Source organism: Pectobacterium brasiliense, assembly GCF_016950255.1.
Taxonomy (GTDB): Bacteria; Pseudomonadota; Gammaproteobacteria; order Enterobacterales; family Enterobacteriaceae; genus Pectobacterium; species Pectobacterium brasiliense.
This window is the reverse complement of sequence record NZ_JACGFN010000001.1, coordinates 906863-933659: the sequence shown is the minus strand read 5'-3', so window position 1 is coordinate 933659 and position 26797 is coordinate 906863. Positions and strand designations below refer to the sequence as shown.

The 26797-nt window shown below is 54.7% G+C and carries 18 protein-coding genes; 6 read left to right on the top strand and 12 right to left on the bottom strand.

Annotated features, from left to right (window positions below; translation table 11 throughout):
* Nucleotides 1–81: 81 nt before the first annotated feature.
* Nucleotides 82–2145, bottom strand: a complete 2064-nt coding sequence (locus H4F65_RS04105; protein WP_010276693.1) for a carbon starvation CstA family protein — start codon at nt 2143–2145, stop codon at nt 82–84.
* A gap of 326 nt (nt 2146–2471) precedes the next feature.
* Nucleotides 2472–3653, bottom strand: coding sequence for an MFS transporter (locus H4F65_RS04100; RefSeq protein ID WP_010276697.1), 1182 nt, complete (start codon nt 3651–3653; stop codon nt 2472–2474).
* 71 nt (nt 3654–3724) lie between these two features.
* Here H4F65_RS04100 and H4F65_RS04095 point away from each other — a divergent pair, with 71 nt between their 5' ends.
* Nucleotides 3725–4228, top strand: a complete 504-nt coding sequence (locus H4F65_RS04095) for an Lrp/AsnC family transcriptional regulator (RefSeq protein ID WP_010276699.1) — start codon at nt 3725–3727, stop codon at nt 4226–4228.
* A 36-nt stretch (nt 4229–4264) separates the two neighbouring features.
* Here H4F65_RS04095 and H4F65_RS04090 read toward each other — a convergent pair whose 3' ends face one another.
* From H4F65_RS04090 to H4F65_RS04080, 3 genes are all read right to left on the bottom strand, one after another.
* Nucleotides 4265–5182, bottom strand: coding sequence for an aldo/keto reductase (locus H4F65_RS04090; protein ID WP_010276701.1), 918 nt, complete (start codon nt 5180–5182; stop codon nt 4265–4267).
* 59 nt (nt 5183–5241) lie between these two features.
* Nucleotides 5242–7176 (bottom strand): exoribonuclease II, encoded by a 1935-nt coding sequence (locus H4F65_RS04085; protein ID WP_010276705.1) that lies wholly within the window; start codon nt 7174–7176, stop codon nt 5242–5244.
* A gap of 347 nt (nt 7177–7523) precedes the next feature.
* On the bottom strand, nt 7524–9836 hold the full coding sequence (locus H4F65_RS04080) for an FdhF/YdeP family oxidoreductase (RefSeq protein ID WP_010276708.1): 2313 nt from the start codon (nt 9834–9836) through the stop codon (nt 7524–7526).
* Between the two features lie 171 nt (nt 9837–10007).
* Between H4F65_RS04080 and H4F65_RS04075 the strand changes: the two genes are divergently transcribed.
* Nucleotides 10008–10910, top strand: a complete 903-nt coding sequence (locus H4F65_RS04075) for a LysR family transcriptional regulator (protein WP_010276710.1) — start codon at nt 10008–10010, stop codon at nt 10908–10910.
* Here H4F65_RS04075 and H4F65_RS04070 read toward each other — a convergent pair.
* Nucleotides 10901–11971, bottom strand: a complete 1071-nt coding sequence (locus tag H4F65_RS04070; protein ID WP_010276714.1) for a LacI family DNA-binding transcriptional regulator — start codon at nt 11969–11971, stop codon at nt 10901–10903. The two genes, H4F65_RS04075 and H4F65_RS04070, sit on opposite strands and share 10 nt — an antisense overlap.
* Before the next feature lie 320 nt (nt 11972–12291).
* Between H4F65_RS04070 and H4F65_RS04065 the strand changes: the two genes are divergently transcribed.
* From H4F65_RS04065 to H4F65_RS04050, 4 genes are all read left to right on the top strand, one after another.
* Nucleotides 12292–13602: an MFS transporter gene (locus H4F65_RS04065; RefSeq protein WP_010276719.1), complete on the top strand. Its 1311-nt coding sequence runs from the start codon at nt 12292–12294 to the stop codon at nt 13600–13602.
* A 34-nt stretch (nt 13603–13636) separates the two neighbouring features.
* The gene (locus H4F65_RS04060) at nt 13637–16003 is read left to right on the top strand and encodes a glycoside hydrolase family 31 protein (RefSeq protein WP_010276722.1); all 2367 of its coding nucleotides are present in this window, start codon (nt 13637–13639) and stop codon (nt 16001–16003) included.
* 345 nt (nt 16004–16348) lie between these two features.
* The gene (locus tag H4F65_RS04055; RefSeq protein ID WP_010276725.1) at nt 16349–19225 is read left to right on the top strand and encodes a flavocytochrome c; all 2877 of its coding nucleotides are present in this window, start codon (nt 16349–16351) and stop codon (nt 19223–19225) included.
* A 115-nt stretch (nt 19226–19340) separates the two neighbouring features.
* Complete coding sequence (locus H4F65_RS04050; RefSeq protein WP_010276727.1) at nt 19341–20324, top strand: FAD:protein FMN transferase; 984 nt, start codon at nt 19341–19343, stop codon at nt 20322–20324.
* 70 nt (nt 20325–20394) lie between these two features.
* Here the strand turns inward: H4F65_RS04050 and fabI are convergent, their stop codons facing one another.
* The 6 genes from fabI to sapA all read right to left on the bottom strand — a co-directional run bounded on the left by fabI (nt 20395) and on the right by sapA (nt 26727).
* Nucleotides 20395–21183: an enoyl-ACP reductase FabI gene (fabI, locus tag H4F65_RS04045; RefSeq protein WP_010276729.1), complete on the bottom strand. Its 789-nt coding sequence runs from the start codon at nt 21181–21183 to the stop codon at nt 20395–20397.
* Between the two features lie 192 nt (nt 21184–21375).
* Nucleotides 21376–22191, bottom strand: coding sequence for a putrescine export ABC transporter ATP-binding protein SapF (gene sapF, locus H4F65_RS04040; protein WP_010276730.1), 816 nt, complete (start codon nt 22189–22191; stop codon nt 21376–21378).
* Nucleotides 22191–23183, bottom strand: coding sequence for a putrescine export ABC transporter ATP-binding protein SapD (gene sapD, locus H4F65_RS04035; RefSeq protein ID WP_010276732.1), 993 nt, complete (start codon nt 23181–23183; stop codon nt 22191–22193). Before sapD ends, sapF begins: the two co-directional genes overlap by 1 nt.
* 16 nt (nt 23184–23199) lie before the next feature.
* On the bottom strand, nt 23200–24090 hold the full coding sequence (gene sapC, locus H4F65_RS04030; RefSeq protein WP_010276734.1) for a putrescine export ABC transporter permease SapC: 891 nt from the start codon (nt 24088–24090) through the stop codon (nt 23200–23202).
* Nucleotides 24077–25042: a putrescine export ABC transporter permease SapB gene (gene sapB, locus H4F65_RS04025; protein WP_010276736.1), complete on the bottom strand. Its 966-nt coding sequence runs from the start codon at nt 25040–25042 to the stop codon at nt 24077–24079. The genes sapC and sapB overlap by 14 nt, the downstream gene beginning before the upstream one ends.
* On the bottom strand, nt 25039–26727 hold the full coding sequence (gene sapA, locus H4F65_RS04020) for an ABC transporter substrate-binding protein SapA (RefSeq protein ID WP_010276740.1): 1689 nt from the start codon (nt 26725–26727) through the stop codon (nt 25039–25041). Before sapA ends, sapB begins: the two co-directional genes overlap by 4 nt.
* Nucleotides 26728–26797: the final 70 nt, after the last annotated feature.

Sequence of the window (26797 nt, the reverse complement as noted above, 5' to 3'; positions counted from 1 at the left end):
TCCGTAAGGGTGTTGCCCAGAGATGGCATGCCATAAAAAATCCCTCCGCGAGGGAGGGATCGAAGGGTTACGCCGATGGCTTTAAGGCTGAGCGCCGTCTCGTAAGACAATCGGGCTCTCTTTTGCCGTTGGGACATCGCTATTCATTGCACGACGAATGACGAAGAAGGCTGAAATCAGCATTGTCACCGCTACCAGCATGAAGAACCCACACAGCGCGGCGTTGATCTGATTACTGAAGACGATGGTTTCCATGTCTTTAATCGACTTGGCTGGTGCAATTAGTGTGTTCTGTTCAATACCCGCCGCAAAGCGTTTTGCCTGAGCCAGAAAGCCGATGCTCGGTTTCTCATGGAAGATTTTCTGCCAACCCGCCGTCATCGACGTAATAAATAGCCAGACGGTAGGCACGATAGTCACCCACGCATAGCGCTGTTTCTTCATCTTAAACAACACCACGGTGCCGAGAATCAATGCCATCGAGGCCAGCATCTGGTTACCGATACCAAACAGCGGCCAGAGCGTGTTGATGCCGCCCAGCGGATCGATCACGCCTTGATAGACGAAGAATCCCCAACCGGAAACGGCAACGGTTGTACCCGCCAGATTCCCCAGCCAGGAGCGGCTGTTAGCCAGTCTTGGAATCGCAATCCCGACCAGATCCTGAACCATGAAACGACAAGCGCGCGTTCCGGCGTCAACGGCAGTCAGAATGAACAGGGCTTCAAACAGAATCGCGAAGTGATACCAGAATGCCATCATCGCCCGGCTGTTAAAGATTTCGGTAATAATATAGGCCATGCCCACCGCGAAGGTCGGCGCACCGCCGGCGCGGGAAAGAATAGAGGCTTCACCAACGTCATTGGCAATGGCGCTCAATTCCTGTGGGGTAATCACAAATCCCCAGTTATTGATGGCTAACGAGGCACTCTCAACTGTGGTGCCGATCAAGGCGGCAGGTGAGTTCATGGCAAAGTAGATACCCGGTTCGATAACCGAGGCACAAATCAGCGCCATAATCGCCACGAAGGATTCCATCAACATTGCACCATAGCCGATGAAGCGGATATGACTTTCCCGTTCAACCAGCTTCGGCGTGGTGCCGCTGGAAACCAGCGCATGAAAGCCGGAAATCGCGCCGCAGGCGATGGTGATAAACAGGAAGGGGAACAGCGTACCGGAGAAGACCGGGCCGGTGCCGTCAATAAAACGGGAAACGGCAGGCATTTTCATTTCCGGCATGGCGAACACAATACCGAAGGCCAACCCGACAATGACCCCGATTTTCAGGAACGTAGAGAGATAATCACGCGGTGCCAGCAGCAGCCAGACGGGCAGGACTGAGGCCACGAAGCCGTAAATCACCAGAACCCAGGTGAGCGACGTCCCTTTCAATGTGAAGAACGGCCCCCAGTAAGGGTGTACCGCGATGTTACCGCCGTAGACAATCGCCAGCATCATCAGCACAAAGCCGATGATAGAAACTTCAGCGATTTTGCCCGGACGTAAAAAGCGCATGTAAACGCCCATGAAGAGCGCGATAGGGATGGTGGCGGCAATGGTGAATAAACCCCACGGGCTTTCTGCCAGCGCTTTAACGACGACCAGCGCCAGCGCCGAGAGAATGATGATCATCACGCCCAGCGCGCCAAGCATGGTGATAATACCCGCGAACGTGCCCAGTTCCTGTTTTGCCATCTCACCCAGAGAACGACCGTCCCGGCGGGTTGAGATAAACAGCACCAGAAAATCCTGCACGGCACCCGCCAGCATGACGCCGACCAAGATCCAGATCGTACCGGGGAGGAAGCCCATCTGTGCGGCGAGAATCGGCCCGACCAGCGGCCCAGCCCCGGCGATAGCGGCGAAGTGGTGGCCGAACAGGACCCATTTATTGGTGGGAACGTAATCCAGACCGTCGTTATGACGCTCCGCCGGTGTCAGTCGGCGATCGTCGAGCTCAAACACTTTTTTGGCGATAAACAGGCTGTAAAACCGATAGGCGATGCTGTAACACGAGACTGCCGCGATAACCAACCACACGGCATTGACGTGTTCACCGCGGCTTAGCGCTAGCGTGGCGAACGAAAAGGCGCCCGCCAGGCCGACTAGCAGCCAGATCACAATGCTCTTTACGTTACTCATAACAACGGCTCCTTCGTTATTCAGAAAAGGTATAGCGCGGGTGTTAATGCAATTTAACAATAGTGGGTTTAATGGCGAAGAGAAGGGAATGGATGAGAAAATGTGAGCGAACGTGAATTTCTGTAAAGAAACTTAAAGGGTAAACAATGGCTAACGTGCGAGAACGGCAAAAAAGGTAAAAATAGGTGCGGTAAAAACCAGAGGACTCTACCTGATAAATAATCGGCTTTAGCGTGTGGTGGGGGAACGTGAGCCTATGCACATCATCATCATTAGAAATGCGCGGTGATGTAACCCGCGCATTTCTGCATGCGACGTCTATTTGATCAATGGCATTCTAAAGATTCTGTCAACGTGCTGCTTCGTTTATCGACCACACTAACCGCGATAGCAAGAAGCAGCGCACTCAGCGACAGAATCCCACCCGCCCAGTTTGGCGCAGTGAAACCGAAGCCGCTGGCGATAACGCTCCCACCCACCCAGGCACCGAGGGCATTACCAAGATTAAATAGGCCAATATTGACCGCTGAGGCCAGCGTGGGGGCACCTGCGGCTCTTGCTTTGTCCATCACCAGTTTCTGAATGGGAGAGACAGTTGCAAAACCAAACGCGGCCATCAGGAAGATGCACAATACTGAGGCAATCTGGCTGCTGGCCGTCAAATGGAAGATGAACAAAATAGCAGCCTGCCCAAACAGCGTGACATACAACATCGGCATGAGCGCTTTGTCAGCGAAACGCCCGCCCAGCCAGTTTCCAACGAACAAGCCCAAACCAAATACCATCAAAAGCCAGGTAATCGATCCTTCTGAGAAGTGGGCCACTTCCGTCATCATGGGCGCGATATACGTAATTGAGGTAAAGAAAGCTGCGGGGCCAAGGATAGTTATGCCCATGGATAGCAATACTTTTGAGTTGCCGAATGCGGCAAACTCATGCCCGATATGTTGCGCTTTGGGTTTAGCGGTGGAAGGGATAAGCACCAGTACGCCGACCGCAGTGGCGACACCAATCACCGTGATGGCGTAGAACGTCGCTTGCCAGGAAAACTGATGGCTAATCCAGGTTCCCACTGGCACGCCGATAAGGTTCGCGACCGTCAGGCCGGAGAACATGAAGGCGATGGCACTTACGCGCTTCTCTTTGGGCACCATCTCAGCGGCGAGAACAGAGCCAATCCCGAAGAAGGCACCGTGTGTCAGGGACGTGATAATACGTCCGACGATCGCTATGCCTATAGACGGTGCGATGGCAGTGACCAGATTACCCAGCACAAATAGCCCGGCAAGAAAAACCAGCATCGTTTTTTTGGGTAGCCGAGAACCCAGAATAATAAGTACCGGCGCGCCCACAAAAACCCCAAGCGCGTAACTGGTGGCCATATATGCCGCCACAGGGATCGTCACTCCGTAATCGGTAGCGATTGCGGGCAACAAACCCGCGATGATGAATTCTGTCGTTCCAATACCAAAAGCACCAATAACCAGGGCCCATAAAGCAATAGGCATGATATCCCCTATGTCTAACAAATTTTGAGTGTGATAAATTATGCCTAATACCATTAGGGTAAGAAAACAAAATGACTAATGAAAAAGAAAAAACGAATGTGCTTAGGCAAGAAAAGCATATCCCCGCAAAACTGGATGAAGTGGACCGAAAGATATTAGCCCTTCTTGCAACCGACAGCAGTCGAAGCTATGCCGATTTAGGAGAAGCGCTACATCTTTCAGCGCCATCCGTGCATGAGCGAGTGAAGCGGCTAAAAAAGGACGGGGTCATCAAGGGTACCGTTGCAAAGATTGATGGCTGTAAGATCGGTCGGACCTTATTAACCTTTGTGCTGGTAAACACGAAGAATGTCGTGAGCACTAAACGTTTATTGGCACTGAGTGATTTACCGGAAATTGAAGAATTTCATACCGTTGCCGGAGATTGTGGCGTCATGCTCAAGGTTCGTGCCCGAGATACGGAAGACTTAGAGGAACTGTTAGGTAAGCTACAGGAAGTGGAAGGTGTCGACAGCACACGTAGCTATATTGTCCTGTCGACCTTTGTTGAACGCGGCCCTATGCCCAGTTTGTAACGCATTCCCGTTACCCGAGACGTAGGGCCTGTGCGCTTAAGGCAGAACGTTCCCGGCAGCGCGGTAAATTTCGTACCATTCTTCGCGGCTGAGCGACAGGGTAGACGCCGCTGCGATGTCACGGATACGTTCCGGACTCATGGTGCCGATAATCACCTGCATCGCGGCAGGGTGACGCAAGATCCACGCGGTGGCAATCGCGGTATTGGTGACGCGATGTTGCTCAGCGATGCGATCAAGGGTGGCGTTCAGCTTAGGGAATTTCTCGTTATCGAGGAAAACACCGTCAAAAAAGCCGTACTGGAAGGGCGACCAGGCCTGAATCGTCATGGTATTCAGACGGCTGTATTCCAGAATCGCGCCATCGTGATTCACCGATGCCGGGTTCGTCATATTCACGTTAAAGCCGGCATCAATCATACCCGTGTGCATGATGCTGAACTGCAACTGGTTGGCGATCAGTGGCTGGCGTACGGATTGCTTGAGTAGCTCAATCTGCAACGGGTTCTGATTGCTGACGCCGAAATGGCGCACTTTTCCGCTGTTTTCCAGCTCATCGAAAGCGGCCGCGACTTCATCGGGTTCGAACAGCGTGTCCGGGCGGTGCAGCAGGAGCGTATCAAGATAGTCCGTTTTTAAGCGTTTCAGGCTACCTTCGACGGACGCGATAATGTGCGCCTTAGAGAAGTCAAAAAAGCCCTGACGAATGCCGCATTTGGATTGCAGAAAAATGGATTCCCGGCGGATGGCGGTCTTCTGTAAACCAGCGGCGAAAATCTCTTCTGACAACCCTGAGCCATAGATATCGGCGTGATCGAAGAAATCGATGCCTGCGTCGACGGAAGCATTGAGGATGTCAGCCGCTTCACTCGTGCTTTTCTTCGCCAGTCGCATACAGCCCAACGCAATGTTGGAAGCCTGTATCGCGGATGTACCGATTGTCATTTTCTTCATCGGGAACACTCCTGTGATGAGGGGGGCATGTCCGCCGAGATGTCTCGGCGGCATGGCACTTAGGCGGCAGGTTTTGCCACGATGCTGCGCGTTTCCAGACGCACTTCAGCGATAACCACGTCCAGCGTATCACCCTGACGATAAACCACGTCGCCTTTCACTGAGAGGGTGCCCATTTCCTGACTGCACACCAACTCATCGCGTACGGCGTGAATAAAGGAGGACGGGATAAACGCCACTGCGCCGTTATCCAGCAGGCGAACGCGCAGGCCACCGCGTGTGACGTCAATGATTTCCGCATTGAAGCGACTATCCGTACCGGCCTTGTCTTTGAGGTAGCGGGCGTACAGCCAGTCGCCAACATCACGCTCAGCCATACGGTTAAGGCGGCGGCGTTCTGCCAGCTGTACCGTAACGTCGTCCTGTGGTTTTTCTGCGGCTTGTCCGGTGATAACCGCTTTCAACAAACGGTGGTTCACCATGTCGCCGTATTTACGGATCGGCGATGTCCAGGTGGCGTAGGCTTCCAGCCCCAGACCAAAGTGCGGCCCCGGCGTGGTGCTCACTTCCGCGAAGGACTGGAAGCGGCGAATGCGGCTGTCCAGGAACTGCGTCGGCTGTGCATCCAGCTCGCGGCGCAGCGTACAGAATCCTTCCAGCGTCAACAGCGCTTGCGCGTCAGCTTGAACACCATGGGTATCCAGCACGGCAACCGCTTGTTCGATCGAGGCAGGATCGAAGCCGTTATGCACGTTATAGATGCCGAAGCCCAGCTTATCGCGCAGCACAATGGCCGCACAGACGTTGGCTGTAATCATGGATTCTTCAACGATACGGTTGGCGATGCGGCGATGTTCAACCACGATATCCAACACATCGCCTTTCTCACCCAGCAGGAAGCGGTAATCCGGGCGATCTTTAAACACCAGCGCGTGGGTGGTGCGCCATTCGCTACGAGCCAGACAGAGGCGGTGCAGCAAACGAATTTGTTCGGCAATCGCGTCGTTTTGCGGCTGCCATTCGCCTTGATTTTCCAGCCAGTCAGAGACGTTTTCATACGCTAACTTGGCTTTGGACTCGATCCAGGCGGCAAAGAAGTGAATGTCGTCACCCAGCGCACCGTCGGCGGCAATCGTCACGCGGCAAGCGAGGACAGGGCGACGCTCGTCCGGGCGTAAGGAACAGATATCGTCCGACAGCGGGCGTGGCAGCATCGGGATGTTGAAGCCAGGCAGATAGTTGGTAAAGGCGCGCTGGCGTGCAATGTTGTCCAGCTCGCTATCTGCCGCGACATACGCGGTCGGATCGGCAATCGCGATGGTTAATTGCAGCGAGCCATCGCCGTTGTCCTGCACGTATAGCGCATCGTCCATATCTTCAGTGCTGGCGCTGTCGATAGTGACGAAACTTAATGCAGTGAGATCTTCACGGACGAGTTCGCCATCATGGCGCTCAGTCGCTTCAACCTCTGGGGCCATGCGCTCCAGATTATGACGTGACAACGTCACCCACCATGGCACCAGCGGGTCATCGCCTGTCGTGATGTACTGCGTCAGTTCAGCATGAAATCCACGGTCGCCCTTCAATGGATGACGGCGCATTTCGGCTACAGCCCAATCGCCTTCCTGAAAATCGTGCGTGACATCACGCGCGGCGCGGCAAGGGATGGCATCTTTCAGCAGCGGGTGGTCAGGCGTAATGGATAAGCGATCGTCTTTTTTATGGATGCGCCCAACAAATCGGGTAAGGAAGGGTTCGATCAGCGTTTCTGGCTCGACAATTTCCCGCTCTTTTTCCGTATGCAGGGTGGCGGTAATCCGGTCACCGTGCATCACTTTTTTCATGTGCGGAGGGGGAATGAAATAGCTTTTTTGTCCGTCAGCTTCAAGAAAGCCAAATCCTTTATCGGTGCCTTTGACGACACCTTCAACACGCGGTGTCTGAGAGTGAAGTTGCTGTTTTAGCTGTGCAAGCAGCGGATTATCTTGAAACATAGCGTCCAGAAATACGGTTGTGGGTAGCTCAATTAGCAACTCACAGTTTTACTCGAATCGGGTGCTGGCGGCAAGAATAATCGGGGGTAACGTGGGTGCCGAACGGCGGTAGAAGCGTGGAGAAATCCGAGTAAAGTCAACGCTGATTGGAGTGTGTCCACCTGCCGTGCACGCCATTGGTTTTGCAATGCGAGTTATGATGTAGAACCTATCTCAGTAGGCGTTATTGGTGCAGCCAGTTTGGACTCGGACAGCGCGGAAAAACCGGAGCGTACACGTAGTACGTGAGGATTTTGAGCACTGCCCAGGTTCAAAATGGCAAATAAAATAGCCTACTGAGCAGGTTCTTAGGCGATACGCAACAGAGATTCCGCCTGCGTACTGCGACGAACGACAACTGGCACAGACTTAGAGGTCGGCGTATGCGTTTCATCCCCGAAGCTGGACAACGGCACTAGCGGGTTGGTTTCCGGGTAATAGGCCGCCAGATTGCCGCGCGGAATCGCGTAGCTCACCAGCTTGAAGCCGTTGACGATACGCGTAATACCATCGTTCCACAGCGTTTCGATATCGACCAAATCGCCGTCTTCCAACCCTAACGCGCTGATGTCATCCGGGTGCATGAACAGCACTTCCCGCTGTCCGTACACGCCGCGATAGCGGTCATCCAGACCATAAATCGTGGTGTTGTACTGATCGTGTGAGCGCAGGGTTTGCAGCGTAAAGGGTACATCGCTGCCTTGTAGCTGCGGAAACAGCGTGTCGGGCAGTGCGGCATGGCTGAATTGCGCTTTCCCGTTGAGGGTATTGAAGTGCAGTTCAGCCGCGGCGTTACCGAGATAGAATCCGCCCGGCAGGTCGCAGTTGGCATTAAAATCGGTAAAGTTGGGAATCGTCGCGGCGATATGGTCACGGATACGTGAGTAATCGTCCGCCAGCGCCAACCAGTCGAGCTTTTCATTGCCGAGAACTGAATTGGCAATACCGCAAACAATCGCTGTCTCTGAACGCTGCAACGGTGAAAGCGGCTGCCCGACACCCTGCGAGGCGTGCACCATACTGAAGGAATCCTCGACGGTAATAAACTGCGCGCCGCTGGCCTGCATATCGAGATCGGTACGACCGAGCGTCGGCAGAATCAATGCATCGACTTTGCCGGTCACCAGATGGCTGCGGTTGAGCTTGGTGCTGATATGTACGGTTAGATCGCAGCGGCTGAGCGCTTCTTCGGTGCGTGCCGAATCCGGTGCGGCGGCGGCGAGGTTACCGCCCAGCGCGATCAGCACTTTTATCTCATCACGCAACATCGCTTCCAGCGCTTCTACCGTGTTGTGGCCTGCGGCGTAAGGCGGTGTGAAGTCATAATGTGCGGCCAGACGATCGAGAAACGCAGCCGTCGGTTTCTCATCGATCCCCATGGTGCGGTTGCCCTGCACATTGCTATGACCGCGTACCGGACACAGCCCCGCGCCCGGTTTCCCTAGCTGCCCGAACAGCAGTTGCAGGTTCACAATCTCCCGCACGGTGGCGACGGAATGCTTGTGCTGGGTAATCCCCATCGCCCAGGTGCAAATCACGCGCGGCGACTGCTGATAAATCGCCGCGACATAACGCAACTGCGCTTCGCTCAGGCCGGACTGCTGTTCGATTTTCTGCCAACTGGTGGCGTCGACAACGGCAAGGTATTCGTCCACCTGTTGGGTATGCGTGGACAAGAAATCCTGATCGAATAAGCCCGTTTCCCCAGCGGACAGGCGCTGGCGATGCGTTTCCAGCAGCGCTTTGACCATGCCGCGCACGGCAGCCATATCGCCACCCAGATTGGGTTGCAGGTAGGTTTCGCTAATGGTGCCAGACAGCGGCGTGAGCAGCTCCAGCGGATTCTGCGGATTGGCAAAACGTTCCAGACCGCGCTCGCGTAGCGTATTAAACGAGACGACGTGCGCACCGCGATCGGCGGCATGGCGCAGGCTGTGCAGCATACGTGGGTGATTTGTGCCAGGGTTCTGCCCGAAGACGAAAATCGCGTCAGCGTGTTCGAAATCATCCAGCCGGATAGTGCCTTTACCGACGCCAATACTCTGTTTCAGACCGATTCCGCTAGCTTCATGACACATGTTCGAGCAGTCAGGAAAATTGTTGGTGCCTAGCATGCGGCCAAAAAGCTGATACAGATAAGACGCTTCGTTGCTGGCACGGCCAGACGTATAAAGCTCCACCTGATTAGGGTGTGCCATGTTACCGATATGGTGAGCGATCAGCGCAAACGCCGCATCCCAGTCGATAGGGACATAGCGATCGCTGGCACGGTCGTAGCGCATCGGGTGGGTTAAACGGCCCTGATACTCAAGGAAATAGTTGCTCTGCTGGCGTAGCGTCGTGACGCTGTGGGCGGCGAAAAAATCCAGATCGACCGCTTTGCACGTCGCTTCCCAACTGACCGCTTTCGCGCCGTTTTCACAGAAACTGAACGTGCTGCTGTTGTCATCCCCCCAGGCACAGCCGGGGCAATCAAATCCTTTCGATTTATTGACCCGCAACAAGTTTCGGATATTTTTCAGCGCTTGCTTGCTGTCGAGAACAAAGCGCGTGGTGGCTTCCAATGAGCCCCAGCCGCCAGCCGCATTGCGGTATGGCTTGATGGATGGTTTGAATTTCATGACATGTTCCGCAGGTGATGATGTTTTTTTTATGTGAACAAAATTTTAAATATTTGCTCTTGAGGGAAGTTTAGGTGCCGTCGGCGATCGCGTCTAATCAAATGCGGCTATGGTGGGATAGAGGCTATTTATCAGAGTATACTTGTCGCTTACCCACTACAGAGTCTGACGATGGATATTAAGCAACTGCAATACCTGTGCAATCTGGAGAAAGAGCGCCATTTTGGCCGGGCAGCGGAAGCCAGTTTTGTCAGTCAGCCAACGCTCTCCATGCGGTTGAAAAATCTGGAGCGAGAGCTGGATCTGGCGTTAATCAATCGGGGTAACAATTTTGAAGGCTTTACCGCCGAAGGTGAACGCGTGCTGGCCTGGGCGCGGGAAATCGTCTCGGTTTATCAGGGACTAAAGCTGGAAGTGGCGTCGCTGAAACGCGGTGTGAGCGGCGTATTACGCATCGGCGCGGTGCCGCAAAGCAGTATCGCGCTGTCGAGCCTGCTGGCAGCGGTGAACAAGGTTTACCCGCAGCTGGATTTTCAGATCTCGCTGTTCAGTGCGGATCAGCTACTGGAAGCGCTGAATGCGCATTCGGTGGATGTCGGCATCGGCTTTTTTGAGTTTTCGACGCTACAGGAACTGCACTTTCAGGCGTCGCCGCTGACGGAGCAGGGCGTTGATCTGTTGTTCCATCCGCACCATTTTCCACAGCTAGTAGGAGAGACGCCGCTGCCTCTCGCTGCGCTTTCCGCGGTTCCGCTCTGTCTGGCGGAAGCAAGCCGCTATTTCCGTCGCTATCTGGATAGCCATTTCCGTGAAATGGGCATCTCGCCGTGGGTCAAGGTGGAAAGTTCTTCTGTTCTCCAACTGATCCAAAGTGCCTATGTCGGGCTCGGGTGCGGCATTGTGCCCCACGGCAGCCTGATCCCGGACATGACGCCGGCATTAACGCTGCGACCGCTGCAATTTCCGCCGATGCGCCGCCGCGCGGCTGTCGTTGTCGCGCAGGCTGGCCGAGCGACGCCGCTGGCGCAGAACTTCTTTGACGCGGCGCAGGTGTGGTTGCAGGCTCAGTCGTAGAGGCTTTCATCCTGTACCGGTGCCACTGATTTACTGGCACGCAGTCGCCTGACGGACTGGTGAACCACCAGCGTACCGTTTAGTAACAGGTTGCCAACCGGGGCATCGGGGCGGATCAGGCGATATTGCAATAGCCTGACGGCTTCTTCGCCCAGCGCCTCACGCGGCACATGCACCGATGTGAGCGGGACGTCGTGAATGGCCGACAGATTGAAGCCATCCATGCTCATCACTGAGACATCTTGCGGCACGCGTAGCCCTGCTTTGGTCAAAGCATTAACCACCCCGACCGCGATGAAATCACCGCCTGCGAGAATAGCTGTAGGCCATTTATCTCGCGGGCAGCGGGCTAAAAAGGCCGTCATCGCCTGTTCGGCGTCTGCCGTGCTGAAATTATCCAACGCCAGCAAATTGTCCTCGCTAGAAAACGGCAGATTATGGTGCTGATAGGCATCCCGAATCCCGTCCAGACGCAATTCCATCGTGTAGCGACGCAGGCACAGCAGCGTCAACACGGTATGGTGCCCTTGCTCGAAGAGATAGTGGGCGGAGAACTCGCCTATCAAGCGATGTGCGGGTGCTACACCCGGCAATCGCATCTTACGGTCAATGCAGTTAATCAATATGCAGGGTTTACCGCTGTCCGCCGCCAGCGCGTGAATATAGGGATCGTCGATGCCAATCAGCAGCGCCGCCTCCGTGGCCGGATCGCGCATTTTGTCTAAAAATAGCGCCGCATCGCTGTCATTTTCCTCCAGTCCACAGTACCGCACTCGCACATCGTGTGGCTTCAGGGCATCAATGATGCTCTGTACCACTTTGTGGTAGAAGATGTCGGACCGAATATCAAAAGCGCGCGGCGGGGCGAAGATAGTGAGTCCGTTCAACAGCAGGCGGCCGTTGGCGAGATCGGCCAGTACGCCGCACTGGCGGGCGCAGTTGAGAATGTCTGCTTTTGCCTGCTCGCTGGTATTGGACTGACCAGACAGCACGCGTGAGACCGTACTGATCGAGTAGCCCGTCCGCTGCGCAATTTCGCGTATTTTCAGGTTTCCTTTCATTTTGTGATCCCGTTCACCTTCGAAAATGACAAAGTTTTCATGGCTGTCTTTTACCTATTTTCAGGCGCGATAGGCAGGTTTTTGTCTGCATTTTGACCATAGCATGAAAATGTTTTCAAAAAAGTGAGTGTTTCACGATTTTCAATTGTTCTACTCTCGATTTGGTAAACCAATTTCAGTGGTTAGAGGCAGTAAAACAGGATTTAACTCAATAAATACAATGATATGAAAATGGTTTGATTGTTCGATAGGCTATAAATACAAAAATGCCGTCGAGATATCAGACCAATGTAACCCTACTTTCCTGTAAAGGAGTCACCATGAGTCTCGATATCAATTCGTCCTCCATCGCTACCAAAGGTAAACGGACATTCAGAAACCTGCGTTGGTGGGTGCTGGGCCTGTTCCTGCTCGGCGTTACCGTGAATTACATCACCCGTAATTCGCTGGGCATTCTGGCACCGGAACTGAAAACCAGTATGGGCATCACCACCGAGCAATATTCCTGGATTGTAGGTGCATTCCAGCTGGCCTATACCATTTTCCAGCCGATTTGCGGTTGGCTGATCGATGTCATCGGTCTGAAAATGGGTTTTATGATCTGCGCGGTGATCTGGGCGCTGATGTGTATCTTCCACGCGGGTGCGGGAAGCTGGCTGCATCTGGCGATCTTGCGTTTCTTTATGGGCGCGTCAGAAGCGGCGGCGACACCGGCGAATGCCAAAACGCTGGGCGAATGGTTCCCTAAAAAGGAACGCCCGATTGCGGCAGGTTGGGCCGGTGTCGGTTTTTCCATCGGTGCGATGCTGGCACCGCCGATTATCGTTGTGGCGCATGCCTATCTGGGCTGGCAGGGTGCGTTTATGTTCACCGGTGGGTTGGCGCTGCTCTGGGTGGCGCTGTGGTGGTTGTTCTACCACAACCCCGAAGATCACCCGAATTTAAGCCGAGAGGAGCTGGATTTCATCCGTCAGGACAATGAGGCACCTCCGGTCAAACTGCCTTTCTTCACCGCACTGAAAACTGTCTCAAAAAACAAACGCTTTTATGGTATCGCGATTCCAGCCTTTATGGCGGAGCCCGCGTGGGCCGTGCTCAGCTTTTGGGTGCCGCTCTATCTGGCGAATGAACGCGGGATGGATCTGAAACAAATTGCGATGTTCGCGTGGCTGCCGTTCCTTGCCGCCGATCTCGGCAGCGTTGCCAGCGGCTACCTCACCCGGCTCTACGTTCGCTGGTTCGGCTGTTCGCGCGTCAACTCGATTGTGGCGAGTTCGGTTACGGGGGCGTTTTTGATGCTGTCGCTGGCGCTGGTTGCTATCAGTAAAGATCCGTGGGTGGCGATTCTGCTGATTTCCATCGGTGGGTTTGGTCATCAGGTGATTTCCTGCATGTTGAGCGCACTGGTCGTGGAATCGTTTGATAAAGGGCAGATGGCAACGGTGAACGGGATGCGCGGTTCGTTTGCCTGGATTGCCAGCTTCCTGTTCTCGCTGCTGATTGGCGTCACCGCCGACAAAATCGGGTTTAACCCGCTGTTTGTCGCGATGGGCTTCTTCGATCTGATCGGTGCCATCTTCCTGATCGCATTTATTGCTGAACGTCGTGGGAAAACGCGGTCGCAGGCATAACGGCTCATTTATTTTCTCCTGAAAAGGATGCTATATGAAAACGTTGAAAAATTGGGTGTTCCGCCATCAGAGCGCCGACCATGTTGAACTGCTGGTGGACGACAAACATGTGTTTCGCCTGTACGTGCTGGAACCGATGCTGGCTCGCGTGCTAGTTAAACAGCATGGCGAGCTGAAGCTGAATCGTACCTGGAGTATCGCACCGCAGCAGGATGTTCCCTGGCAAGGGCGCAACCGCGAAAGCAGCGATGGTTTCAGCCTGCCGGGATTCTCGCTGGAACAGCTGGACGATGCGCTGCGTATCAGCACCGCGCGGATGCGCATTACGATTCATCAGCCGCTATGGCTGGCGTGGGAGTACCGCGATGAACAGGGTGAGTGGCAGCCGTTTGCCGCCGATCGACCCACCAGCGCTTATCTGCTGAACTCACACGGTGACGGCGTGGCGCACTATCAGCGCCGTTTCGCGACGGAGCGCTATTACGGGCTGGGTGAGAAGGCTGGCGATCTTGAACGCACCGGACGCCGGTTTGAGTTCCGCAATCTGGATGCGATGGGCTACAACGCGGCGAGCACCGATCCGCTGTATAAGCATGTTCCGTTTACCATTACCCGACGTGACGATGTCAGCTTCGGCCTGTTTTACGATAATCTGAGCACGACCTGGCTCGATCTCGGCAATGAAATCGATAACTATCATCTGGCTTATCGGCGCTATCAGGCGGAGGCGGGCGATCTCGACTATTACCTGTTCATCGGGCCGCGCGTGTTGGATGTAACGAAAGCGTTCGTTCGGCTGACGGGGAAGACGCTCTTTGGGCCAAAGTGGAGCCTCGGCTACAGCGGTTCCACTATGCATTACACCGACGCACCGGATGCACAGCAGCAGCTGATGAAGTTTATCGCGCTGTGCCGAGAGCACAACATTCCGTGTGATTCGTTCCAACTTTCGTCCGGCTACACGTCGATTAACAATAAGCGCTATGTGTTTAACTGGAACTACGACAAAGTCCCTCAGCCGGAGGTGATGTCGCAGGCCTTCCACGATGCGGGCCTCAAACTGGCTGCCAATATCAAACCCTGTTTACTGCAAGATCACCCGAAATATGAAGAGGTGTCGGCGCAGGGGCTGTTTATCCGCGATTCCGAATCCGATGTGCCAGAGCGCTCTAGCTTTTGGGACGATGAAGGTTCACACCTTGATTTCACCAACCCGGCAACAGTGGCGTGGTGGCAGGAGAACGTCACCCGGCAGCTGCTGGAGAAAGGGATTGATTCGACATGGAATGACAATAACGAATATGAAGTCTGGGATGGCGAAGCCCGATGCCACGGATTCGGCGAAACGATGGCGATCAAACATATTCGCCCGCTGATGCCGCTGTTGATGATGCGCGCCTCGCTGGAGGCACAGCAGCGCTTTGCGCCGACGCTGCGTCCTTATCTGATCTCGCGTTCCGGCTGTGCGGGAATGCAGCGCTATGTGCAGACCTGGAGCGGCGATAACCGCACCAACTGGCAGACGCTGCGCTACAACACACGAATGGGAATCGGGATGAGCCTGTCTGGCCTGTTTAATGTCGGGCACGATGTCGGCGGGTTTTCGGGCGATAAGCCGGACGCCGAGCTTTTTGTGCGCTGGGTACAAAACGGCGTGATGCACCCGCGTTTCACCATTCATTCCTGGAATGACGACCATACGGTGAACGAACCGTGGATGTATCCCGCGGTAACGCCTGCGATACGCAGCGCCATTGAGCTTCGTTACCGTCTGCTGCCGTATTTTTACACCTTGCTGTGGCAGGCCAGTGCGGACGATGAGCCGATGCTGCGCCCGACGTTCCTCGACCACGAGCAGGACAGCACGACGCTGGCAGAAACCGACGATTTCATGCTGGGACGAGACATTCTAGTCGCCAGCGTGGTTGAAGCGGGGCAGCGCCAGCGCACGGTGTATCTGCCAGCGAATACGTCAGGCTGGTACGACTTTCATTCCGGCCAGTGGTTTAGCGGCGGACAGACTATCGTGCTGGATGCGCCGCTGGAACGCCTACCGCTTTTGGTCCGGGCGGGCGCGATGATCCCGCTGTCGGGACGAACGGCACACGTCAGCTCGCATGAAGATGATCAGCGTGAATTCCTGCTCTTCCCACCTGTCGCTGGCGGCACGGACAGCGGGCTACTGTTTGAAGATGATGGTGAGACGTGGCAATGGCGTGAAGGAAACGCGCTGTGGCTGCGCTGGGAAATCCGCACGGATAGCCAACGGATTGACGTGACGTTTACGTCAGAAGGGCGGTATCAGCCCGCCTGGCGACACGCGACGCTACGCCTGCCGGCGGGCGAGCAGCGCCAGCTGTACATTAACGGCGTCCACACGGAGACCTATCAACACCAATAATCATTTTATTTCTTCCTGTTGCGCCCCGGTCTTATTTGTTTACCGGGGCGTTTTTTTTGTTATGCAGAATATCAATAATATCCGATTAGTTATCTTCAGGATAAAGAGATGTTAATGAAATGAATGGAATATTAAATATAAAAAAGAGTTGTGCGAATACCCCTAATAAAAGCGGATCTACAAAATAGTTTAAATAGTAAGAAAACATTTTATAACATCAAAAAAAATAGATACTTGGTAAGTAATAAGTTCGCAAATTATCAGCCAGAAAAATTAATAAAAACAAACATGGCGGCTTCTGAATCATTCGCGAACAGAGTTTTTATTTTAAGTGGAGTATTCGCTATGAAGAATAATCACCATGATCTATTTGCCGCTTTTACACTCCCCAACGGCGCGACGCTGAAAAACCGGGTGCTGATGGCACCCATGACTACCTGTAGTGGATTTTACGATGGGAGCGTGACCAAAGAGCTGGTGGAATATTATCAGGCCAGGGCAGGCAGCATCGGCACCGTGATTGTGGAGTGCTGTTTTATTGATGACAAAGGGTTGGCTTTTCCCGGCGCGATAGGAATCGACAACGACGACAAAATTGCCGGACTGGCCAAAATTGCGACGGCGATTAAAGAAAAAGGCTCGACGGCGATCCTGCAAATTTATCACGGTGGCCGGATGGTCGAACCGCGTTTTATCGGTGGTGCGACGCCCGTTGCCCCGAGTGCTATTGCCGCGCCGCGCGCGGGTGCCATCGTTCCAGTCGCGCTGTCGGGCGACGAGGTTGACGCCATGATCGACAAGTTTGGCGATGCCGTTCATCGTGCCATTCAGGCGGGTTTTGATGGCGTGGAAATTCACGGCGCGAATACCTACCTGATCCAACAGTTCTATTCTCCACACTCTAATCAACGCTCAGATAAATGGGGCGGCAGTCGTGACAATCGTGCGGCCTTCCCGCTAGCGGTGTTGGATATCGTTCATGAGGTCGCGGATAAATACGCCGATCCTGCATTTATTATCGGCTATCGTTTCTCGCCGGAAGAGATCGAAGAACCCGGCATTCATTTTGATGATTCACTCTATTTGCTGGAAAAATTGGCGGTGCGCGGGCTGGATTACGTTCATTTCTCTATGGGAAATATTCTGCGCTCGTCCATTGTCGAGACAAACGACCCGACGCCGCTGATTAAAAAATATGTTGCCCGCCGTTCCGCGACATTAGCGGCGATTCCGGTTATTGGCGTAGGGGATATTGTCAATCAGGCAGACGCCGATGCAGCGCTGGAAAATGGTTATGACCTGATTGCCGTCGGCAGAGCCTGTATTGCTTATCCAGACTGGACAGATCGTATTGCCGAACAGGAAAAACTCGAACTTTATATTGCCAGCGATAAACGTGAAGCATTAACGATTCCTGAACCGCTGTGGCGTTTTTCATTAGTTGAAGCCATGATTCGGGACGTGAATTTAACCGGCAAAAAATTTAAATCTGGGGTTTATCAGGAAAACGTTCAGGATGAATGTGGCGAGCTGCGAATTCATGTTCATTTTGAGCAGAATCGGGTCGCCGACATTGCGCTGGAGAATAGCGAAATTGATGATTCACTGAAAATCAGTTTTGAAATTATCCGCGAACGTATTCTGGATACCAATAGCCCCCACGTGGATGCCGTAACGGGCGCAACGGCACAGAGTGAAGCGATTAAAAAAGCCGTTACCAAGGCGATGGTCAAATCGAGCAAAGACGCCATTATTGCCGACGGCGGCAACCCAGACGCACGTCGCGAAGCGGATGTGGTGGTGATTGGCAGCGGCGGCGCAGGGCTCGCAGCGGCGATTCAGGCCAGCGAAGAGGGTGCGCGCGTTATCGTCATTGAAAAGATGCCCGTCATCGGCGGCAATACCATCAAGGCCTCTGCCGGTATGAACGCGGCGGGAACCGTCTTCCAGCAAAATAAAGGTATCGAAGATAGCCAAGCGCTGTTCTATGACGAAACGCTGAAAAGTGGCAAACAGAAGAACAATCCTGCGCTGGTGCAATACTTCGTCGATCATGCGTCTGACGCGATTAACTGGCTGGCGCAGCACGATATTGAGCTGAGCGACATCACCACGACGGGCGGTATGAGCGTTGACAGAACGCATCGGCCTGCCAACGGCGCAGCGGTGGGCGGCTATCTGGTCAGCGGGCTGATTAAGAACCTCAATAAATACAATATTGAGGTGCTGCTGGAAACGTCGGTAACCGAAATTGTGCAGGAGAAGGGCAAGGTTACTGCTGTGAGAGTTGTCAATGATGAGCAGGAAGCGAGCCTGATTGCGACAAAAGCGGTGATTGTCGCGACAGGCGGTTTTAGTGCCAATCAGGCGATGGTGGAGTCATACCGCCCGGACCTGAAAGGTTTCGTCACCACCAACCATAAAGGCGCAACGGGCGGCGGCATTCGCCTGCTGGAACAGATCGGTGCAGATACGGTGGACATGGGGGAAATTCAAACCCATCCGACGGTTGAGCAGACGACGTCTTATCTGATCTCCGAATCCATTCGCGGCGGCGGGGCTATTCTGGTGTCGCAGCGCGGAGAACGTTTCTTTAACGAAATGGAGACGCGGGATAACGTCTCGTCCGCCATCGTCAACCTGCCGGAAGAGTACGCGTACATCCTGTTCGACGAGCAGGTCAGAAATCGCAATCGGGCAGTCGAAGAATATGTCGCACAGGGGCTGACCGTCAGCGCGGACAGCGTCGCTGAACTGGCCGACAAGCTCGATATGCCGCCAGCTGCGCTGCACGCCTCGCTCGAACGTTACAATGCCTTTATCGCCGACAAACACGATGAAGACTTTGGCCGTACCACGGGGATGCGCGATCCACTGAATCAGGCACCGTACTACGCGATTAAGGTGGCACCGGGCGTGCACCACACGATGGGTGGCGTCACCATCAACGAGAAAGCGGAAGTGCTGAACCGCTATAAAGAGACGATCTCCGGCGCTTATGCCGCCGGGGAAGTGGTTGGCGGTATTCACGGGGCGAACCGCATTGGCGGCAACGCCGTAGCGGATATCATTATCTTCGGCATTCAGGCGGGGGTTCAGGCTGCGGCCTATGCGCGGGCACCGCGTCGCGCGGACGTTTTTCCCACGAAATCTCGTAAAGCAAGGTTTGCGAAAGCGGCGGCAAAAACGGCAGAAAAGCAGCCGATACTGGTCGCAGAGTAAGTGATAGAAAAGAACGTGATAAAAGAGTAAGGCTGATGGCGGGCGTCTCAAAGGGCGCTCGCGATTTTCCGACCGTTTCCTCTCTGTACCGCCATTCGATCATGGGAGTCACCGTATGCCTTCTGTCGATAACGCCTATGCCTATTCCGTTCACCTGATGGGCAGCCCGATTCTGCTCAAACTGTTTGTCCATGATGAAACCGCCGTCAGGCAGGTTTTCCAACGCATCAAACAGCTCGAAGATCGGCTAACCGTTAATCGAGCGCAGTCGGAAGTGATGAGCATCAACCATGCGGCGGGAAAAGAGTACGTTTCGGTCAGCCCGGTTGTCTTTGAGCTGATTAAACGCGCCAAAGCGGTGAGTCTGATTGAAAACAGCGGCTTTAATGTTGCGATTGGCCCCGTCGTGAAACTATGGAAAATCGGTTTTAGCGGCAGCACGGTGCCTGACATGGAATCGATACAACGGGCGCTGGCATTAACACATCCCGAACGTATTATTCTCAGAGAGCAGGACTGCGCCGTGTTGCTTGAAAGCGCCGGAATGGAGATCGACCTGGGCGCGATTGCGAAAGGCTATATTGCCGATATCGTCCGGGACGTGCTGCATCAACATGCGATTCAGGATGCGCTGATCAATCTGGGGGGAAACGTGTTGGCTATCGGCAGCGCACTGACGGATGAGCAAGGGCTATGGAGCGTCGGGTTGCAGAAGCCTTTCGCGGATCGCGATAGCCTGCTGGGCCTTATTAAGGTGAAGAACAAATCCGTGGTGACATCCGGCGTCTATGAACGCTTTTTTACCGTGGACGATCGTATCTATCATCATATTATCGATCCCCGGACGGGTTATCCGCTGGATAATGAACTGCACAGCGTCACGGTCATCTCGAACGACTCTCTCGACGGCGATATCTACACCACGCTGCTTTATGGCATGGGCATCAGCGCAGGCATTAATTTTCTACAAAATCGACCGGATATCGAAGCGATATTTGTGACAAAAGTACGAGAGATTATTTTCTCTTCGCAGCGGAATTATAGGTTTGAATTGCTGGATAAGGATTATTCGGTCCAGGTTGTGAACTGTGCCGCGTAATCATCAGGTATTGACGGTAGAAAAAATATGCCCCGGCAAGGCCAGGGCATAAGACAAGCAGAAAACTCGCTTACTTCAGTTCCAGCTCGTTCATTGCAGCGATGCTGAAGCCACCGTCAACGTGCAGAACTTCACCGGAGATACCGGCTGCCAGATCGGAACACAGGAACGCAGCAGAGTTGCCCACGTCTTCAATGGTAACGACACGGCGGATTGGTGTAACGGCTTCGCAATGCGACAGCATTTTCTTGAAGTCTTTGATGCCGGATGCAGCCAGTGTACGAATCGGGCCCGCAGAAATGGCGTTAACGCGCACGCCCTGAGCACCCATCGCATTCGCCATGTAACGAACGTTCGCTTCCAGAGACGCTTTTGCCAGACCCATTACGTTGTAGTTAGGGATGGCACGCTCAGCACCCAGGTAGGACAGGGTAACCAGCGCAGAGTTCGGGTTCAGCATTTTACGGCAGGCTTTCGCCATCGCGACGAAGCTGTAAGAGCTGATATCGTGAGAAATGCTGAAACCTTCACGGGTAACGGCATCCACGTAGTCACCGTCCAGTTGGTCGCCCGGCGCGTAAGCAATGGAGTGCACGAAGCCATCAAAGTTCGGCCATACGTTAGCCAGTTCGGTAAACAGTGCTTCGATGCTGGCATCTTCAGCGACATCACACGGCAGAACGATGCTGGAACCCAGTTCGCTGGCAAAGCCTTCAACGCGTGCTTTCAATTTGTCGTTCTGATACGTGAAGGCCAGTTCGGCACCTTCGCGCTGCATTGCTTGTGCAATACCGTAGGCAATAGAACGGTTGCTGGCAACACCTGTTACCAGAATGCGCTTACCGGTAAGAAAACCCATAGCAGTAATCCTTGTGATCATTGTTGCTGCGATCGCCACCTTTGTACCCGTAAACCTACGTGGCAAGTGACGACCGAGATGAATAAACCGCGCGATTCTACCATGTTGGGAACGGTAGGGGTACTCCGAGCAGTATCCGCCTTTTTCCACAGTCCTGTGGCTGTCGTGGGATGCTGCCGTGGTGCGCGGAGATTAACGTTGTGCGCCGTCGCGTCGCCAGGCGTCGGCGCTGAGTGCTTCGCCGAAGTGGCTGGCAATCAAACGTTTCGTCAGGTCATGGAGCGGGGCGGACAACACATCGGCGGTACTGCCGCGTTCGACCACTTCGCCAGCCTGCATCACCAGAATCTGGTCGCTGATGTGTTTCATCATGCCCAGATGCTGCGTCACGTAAATATAAGAGATACCGTGCTTTTCCTGTAACTCCAGCATCAGATTGATAATCTGTGACCGCATAGACATATCCAGTGATGCCAGCGCCTCATCGGCGACAATCACTTTCGGTTGCAGGATCAGTGCCCGCGCCAGACCGACGCGCTGTTTTTGCCCCGGTGCGAGCGCATGCGGATAGTAATAGGCGTGATCGGGACGTAGCCCGACCTGATGCAGCGCCTGATTAATCGCTCTTTCACGTGCTTCGGCGCTGAGATCGGTATTCAGCCGCAGCGGGACATCCAGCAGTTGCCCGATGCGCTGGCGCGGATTGAGGGCATTGCTCGCATCCTGAAAAATCATACGGATGCGCTGGCTGCGATAGCGGTAATCGCCGTAATGCAGGGGATGATCGTCGATAACCAGTTCGCCGGACGTCGGCGCGATCATGCCTGACAGCATTTTAGCCAGCGTTGATTTCCCCGATCCGTTCTCGCCGATGATGGCGAGCGTTTGCCGTTCACGCAGCGTAAAGCTGACGGATTTCACCGCCTCGACATGCTGGCGACGGAATAGCCCGGTCCGATAGCGGAACGTCTTGGTCAGGTTGCGGGCTTCAAGCAGCATCTCAACCATTACGGTTCCTCCATGTTGAGCGGGAAGTGGCAGGCATATAAGTGGTTCTTAACCGAAAGCAGCGGCGGCGTTTGCATACACTGCTTTTGTGAATACGGGCAGCGCGGACCAAGCCGGCAGCCAATCGGCAGGTGCTCTAACGACGGAATCGCCCCATTCAGGGTGTTCAGTCGGCTTTTGTGCGGTAACGAGCGACCGAAATCGGGCATTGCGCGAATCAGCGCCTGCGTATAGGGATGGTGCGGCGCGGTGATCAAATCTTCACAGGTGGCGCTCTCCACCGTTTGCCCGCAATAGAGTACGTTAATCCGGTCAGCCCATTTGCTCATGGTTTGCAGGTCATGGCTGATAAGCAGAATCGTCGTGTTATTGTTCTGGTTCAGGCGCGACAGCAAGCGGAAAATCTGCGCCTGCGTGGTGGATTCCATCGCGTTGGTCGGTTCATCGGCAATCAACAGACGCGGCTGGTTCGCCAGCGCGATAGCAATCATCACCTTCTGACACTCGCCGTCGCTCAGCTCATAGGGATAGCTGCCCATAATATCTTTGTGATCTTTAATCCCGACGCGGTGCAGCAGTTCGATCGCACGGCGTTTGCGCCAGTTAAACCGCTGCCACCAGCGGCCTTTGTACGTCCAGCCCGGAATCGCCTGTACCAGCTGCTTACCGACACTTTCGGACGGATCGAGACAGGATTGCGGCTCCTGAAAAATCATGGAGACGTTATGGCCGACCAGCTTACGTCGCTCGCGCGACGACAGTTGCAGCAGGTCGATATCATCGAAGCGGAAGCGATCGGCGGTCACGCGCCAGTTTTCTTTGGTGATCCCACAGATGGCTTTAGCGATCAGGCTCTTACCGGAGCCGGATTCGCCGACCAGCCCGCGAATTTCCCCTTCACTCAGCGTCATACTGACGCGGTCGACGGCTTTTACCGCGCCGTCGGCGGTCAAAAATTCAATCGTCAGGTTACGGATATCAAGTAATGGCATAGGGAGTCGTCGCCTCTTATTCCGTTTCTGCGACGAGCGCACGGCGGAGGCCATCGCCCAGCAGGTTGACGATTAACACGCTCAGCGCGATAGCCGCGCCGGGCAGCATCACGGTCCACGGTGCGGCATAAACCAGCTCCAGCGAGTTGCCAAGCAGGGCACCCCATTCGGTTGTCGGCAGCTGCGCGCCCAAATCGAGAAAGCCCAGCGCGGCGATGTCCAGAATGGCAATCGACAGCGCGCGGGTAAATTCGGAAACCAGCAGTGCGGCGATGTTCGGTAGCACGACGTACCACACCAGATAAAACGTGGAAGCGCCGTCGAGGCGGGCGGCAATCACGTACTCTTTGTCCATTTCATCGTGCACGGCGTTGTAGATGGTACGCACCATACGTGGCAACAGCGCGAGCCAGACGGCGAGCATCGCGTGCTCGAGTTTGGGCCCGATAAAAGCGATCACCACAATTGCCAGCAGCAGCGACGGAATGGACAGTAGCGTATCCAGAATATGGTTGAGCATCGCAGAGCGCAGCCCGCGGGTGACGCCCGCAAAGACGCCCAGTACGATGCCGCACAGCGCCGCCGCGTAGGTGACGATGAGCGACGCGCCGACGGTTGGCGCTGCACCACTCAGCAAGCGGCTTAACTGATCGCGGCCTAAATCGTCGGTGCCAAGAAAGAACGATACTTCGCCGTAATGCGACCAGGAAGGGGGCAGCAACTGATAGCCCAAAAATTGCTGGTCAACTTCATAAGGCGCGAGAAATTTGCCGAACAGACACAGGCCGATCAGGATCAGAAAACCGTACAGCCCGATCATCGCCAGCATATCCTGATGGAATGCTCTCCAGGTATCGCCCAGTCGGCTAGGCAGCCGTTTTTCGCTATAGACGTTATCGTAGGGCATACCATTCCTTATGTTTCAACGGATTTGCCATGGCGCCCCAAATATCGGACAGGATGTTGACCGTGATGACCATCGCGCCAACCACCATTACGCCCGCAGAAATCGCAGCGAAGTCCTGCTGGCGAATGGCGTTCACCAGCCAGCGACCGATACCCGGCCAGTTAAAGACCACTTCGGTAATCATCGTCAGCGTCAACATGGTGGAAAATTGTAACCCTAGTTTGGGAATAATCGGCGGCAGCGCGTTGTGAATCAGGTGGCGACGAATGATCGTAAAGCGTGACAGCCCACGAGTCGCTGCCGCTTTAATGTAGTTTTTGCCGATAATTTCCGTGGTGCTGACGCGCATCAGGCGGATCACTTCGGTGGTCGGCCCGACGGCCAGCACGGTAATCGGCAAAATTAGGTGGCGGATGGCGCTGACGATCATTTCACCGCGATGCGGCGAATCTGACAGCCAGGCGTCAATCAGTGCAAATCCGGTGACGGTCTTCACCTGATAGAGCAGGTCGAAGCGGCCTGAAACTGGCAGCCAGCCGAGGTGCAGCGAGAAGAAGAGCGTCAGCAGCAGCGCCAGCCAGAACACCGGCAGGGAGAAGCCGATGAGCGCCAGCGTGCTGATCACAATGTCCGCGCCGCGATTCTGCATCACGCCAGCGGTAATGCCCAGCGGAATACCGACCAGCAGCGAGAGCGCAAATGCCAAGAGACAAAGCTCAATCGTGGCCGGGAACACTTCTTTCAATAACTCGCTGATGGCCTGTCCGTTAATGCTGGAGCGACCGAAATCTCCCTGGAGCAGGCTGGTGAGGTAAAAGTAGTAGGCATCAAACAGCGCTGCGCCGTTGAGCGGGGCGTTGGGCGTGTAGTAACTGAGGCTAAAGCCAACCAGCGTCAGCAGTGACAAGGTCACTATTAGTAACACCAGACGTCGCAAGGTAAAGATAATCACGGCTGTGCTTCCTCCACGGTTTCCGGTGCAGAAGGCTTCTGCTGCGTCTGTTGGTCTTCGCGGAAGACGCCCGCGAACGAGGCGTTGCCGAAGGGACTCAATACCAGCCCTTTCATGTCGTAGCGGTAGGCCAGCAGTCGTAATGACGACGCCAGCGGCAGAACGGGTAATTGTTCTGCCAGAATGCGCTGTGCCTGCTGATAATAGTCAATCCGCTTAGAAAGCTGCTGTGACGAGAGCGCGTTTTGCAGCACTTCATCAAACGTGGGATCGCACCAGTGCGCGTAGTTGCTCTGGGAGCGTATCGCCGCGCAGCTTAACAGTGGTCGGAAAAAGCTGTCTGGGTCGTTACTGTCCGTTGCCCAGCCTGCCAGCGTTAAATCGTGGCTAAGCTCCATCAGCCGCGCTTCCTGAAAACGGCCTTCTACCGGAACGATGGTCACGGTGACGCCAATTTGCGCCAGATCGGCCTGTATCAGCTCTGCGGTTTTCAGCGGGCTGGGGTTGTAGGACTGTGAAGCGCTGGGCACCCACAGGCGCAGGTTGAGGTTAGTCAGCCCCAGTTCCTGCAAGATTTGTCGCGCTTTTTGCGGGTTATATTCCGTAATCTGTGATTCATTGTCGTACGCCCACGACGCACGGGGCAGAATAGACGCCGCCGTTTCCGCCGTGCCGTAATAGATTGACTGCATTAGCCTGTCGTTATTGATCGCCAGTGCGATAGCTTCCCGCACGCGGCGGTCGTCCAACGGCGGCTTACGCACGTTGAAGGCCAGATAGGCGACGTTCATGCCGGGACGCAGCGAGAGACGCAGACGTGGGTCGTTACGCAGGATCGTCAACTGGCTGGCCGCCGGATAGGCGAGGACATCGCATTCACCGGTCAGCAACTTGGATAAGCGGCCTGTCCCGCCGGAGCCGAGATCGACAACGACCTGCCGCATGCGCGGCAGGCCGCGCCAGTAGTCACCGTTGCGCGTCAGGCGAATATATTGCCCGTTGCGGTATTCGTCGAGCAGATAGGGACCGGTACCGACCGGTTCGCGATCCAGCAGTTCCTTTTTGTCCTCTTTCGCCAGACGCTGCGCGTATTCTGCGGACAGAATCGGCGCGTAGTGCGTGGCCAGATGCCAGAGAAAAGAGGCGTCCGGGCTGTTGAGCCGGATCTCAATACTGTACTCGCCCAGCTTGCGGATGCTTTGCACCGAATCGGCGAATTGCAGGCTGTCGAAATAGGGATATTCGCCGCCGTTGACATCATGATACGGGTGCTTTTCGTCCAGCATGCGCTGGAAGCTGAATATGACGTCGTCGGCGTTCATATTGCGGGTTGGGCTGAACCAGGCGGTGTGCTGAAACGGCACATCGCGGCGCAGGTAGAAGCGGTATGTCGAACCGTTGTCTAAGACTTCCCAGCGCTGAGCCAGTTCTGGCATCAGACGATAGGTATAAGGATCGACATCCAGCAGGCGATCGTAAAGCTGTGCCGCCAGCGTATCAATGGTGACACCGCTGCGTGCCATCTGCGGGTTAAATGTGTTCAGGACATCATTGACGCAATAGACGAAACCGCTCTGGTGAATATTTTCCAGCGGAGCAGGCGGCGTTAGCACGGACGACGGTGCGGCCAGTGCAGGCAATGCCAGCCAGGTGAGTGCCAGTGCGAAACAGGTTTTTCCGAACATACGGGATTTTTCAGTCAAGACGGTTATACACAGAGTGTATCGCACTCTTGGCATCCTCCCCACTCTTGTT

Coding starts and splice junctions, on each gene's coding strand:
- H4F65_RS04105 (WP_010276693.1), bottom strand. CDS start 2,145: ATGAGTAACGTAAAGAGCATTGTGATCTGGCTGCTAGTCGGCCTGGCG.
- H4F65_RS04100 (WP_010276697.1), bottom strand. CDS start 3,653: ATGCCTATTGCTTTATGGGCCCTGGTTATTGGTGCTTTTGGTATTGGA.
- H4F65_RS04095 (WP_010276699.1), top strand. CDS start 3,725: ATGACTAATGAAAAAGAAAAAACGAATGTGCTTAGGCAAGAAAAGCAT.
- H4F65_RS04090 (WP_010276701.1), bottom strand. CDS start 5,182: ATGAAGAAAATGACAATCGGTACATCCGCGATACAGGCTTCCAACATT.
- H4F65_RS04085 (WP_010276705.1), bottom strand. CDS start 7,176: ATGTTTCAAGATAATCCGCTGCTTGCACAGCTAAAACAGCAACTTCAC.
- H4F65_RS04080 (WP_010276708.1), bottom strand. CDS start 9,836: ATGAAATTCAAACCATCCATCAAGCCATACCGCAATGCGGCTGGCGGC.
- H4F65_RS04075 (WP_010276710.1), top strand. CDS start 10,008: ATGGATATTAAGCAACTGCAATACCTGTGCAATCTGGAGAAAGAGCGC.
- H4F65_RS04070 (WP_010276714.1), bottom strand. CDS start 11,971: ATGAAAGGAAACCTGAAAATACGCGAAATTGCGCAGCGGACGGGCTAC.
- H4F65_RS04065 (WP_010276719.1), top strand. CDS start 12,292: ATGAGTCTCGATATCAATTCGTCCTCCATCGCTACCAAAGGTAAACGG.
- H4F65_RS04060 (WP_010276722.1), top strand. CDS start 13,637: ATGAAAACGTTGAAAAATTGGGTGTTCCGCCATCAGAGCGCCGACCAT.
- H4F65_RS04055 (WP_010276725.1), top strand. CDS start 16,349: ATGAAGAATAATCACCATGATCTATTTGCCGCTTTTACACTCCCCAAC.
- H4F65_RS04050 (WP_010276727.1), top strand. CDS start 19,341: ATGCCTTCTGTCGATAACGCCTATGCCTATTCCGTTCACCTGATGGGC.
- fabI (WP_010276729.1), bottom strand. CDS start 21,183: ATGGGTTTTCTTACCGGTAAGCGCATTCTGGTAACAGGTGTTGCCAGC.
- sapF (WP_010276730.1), bottom strand. CDS start 22,191: ATGGTTGAGATGCTGCTTGAAGCCCGCAACCTGACCAAGACGTTCCGC.
- sapD (WP_010276732.1), bottom strand. CDS start 23,183: ATGCCATTACTTGATATCCGTAACCTGACGATTGAATTTTTGACCGCC.
- sapC (WP_010276734.1), bottom strand. CDS start 24,090: ATGCCCTACGATAACGTCTATAGCGAAAAACGGCTGCCTAGCCGACTG.
- sapA (WP_010276740.1), bottom strand. CDS start 26,727: ATGTTCGGAAAAACCTGTTTCGCACTGGCACTCACCTGGCTGGCATTG.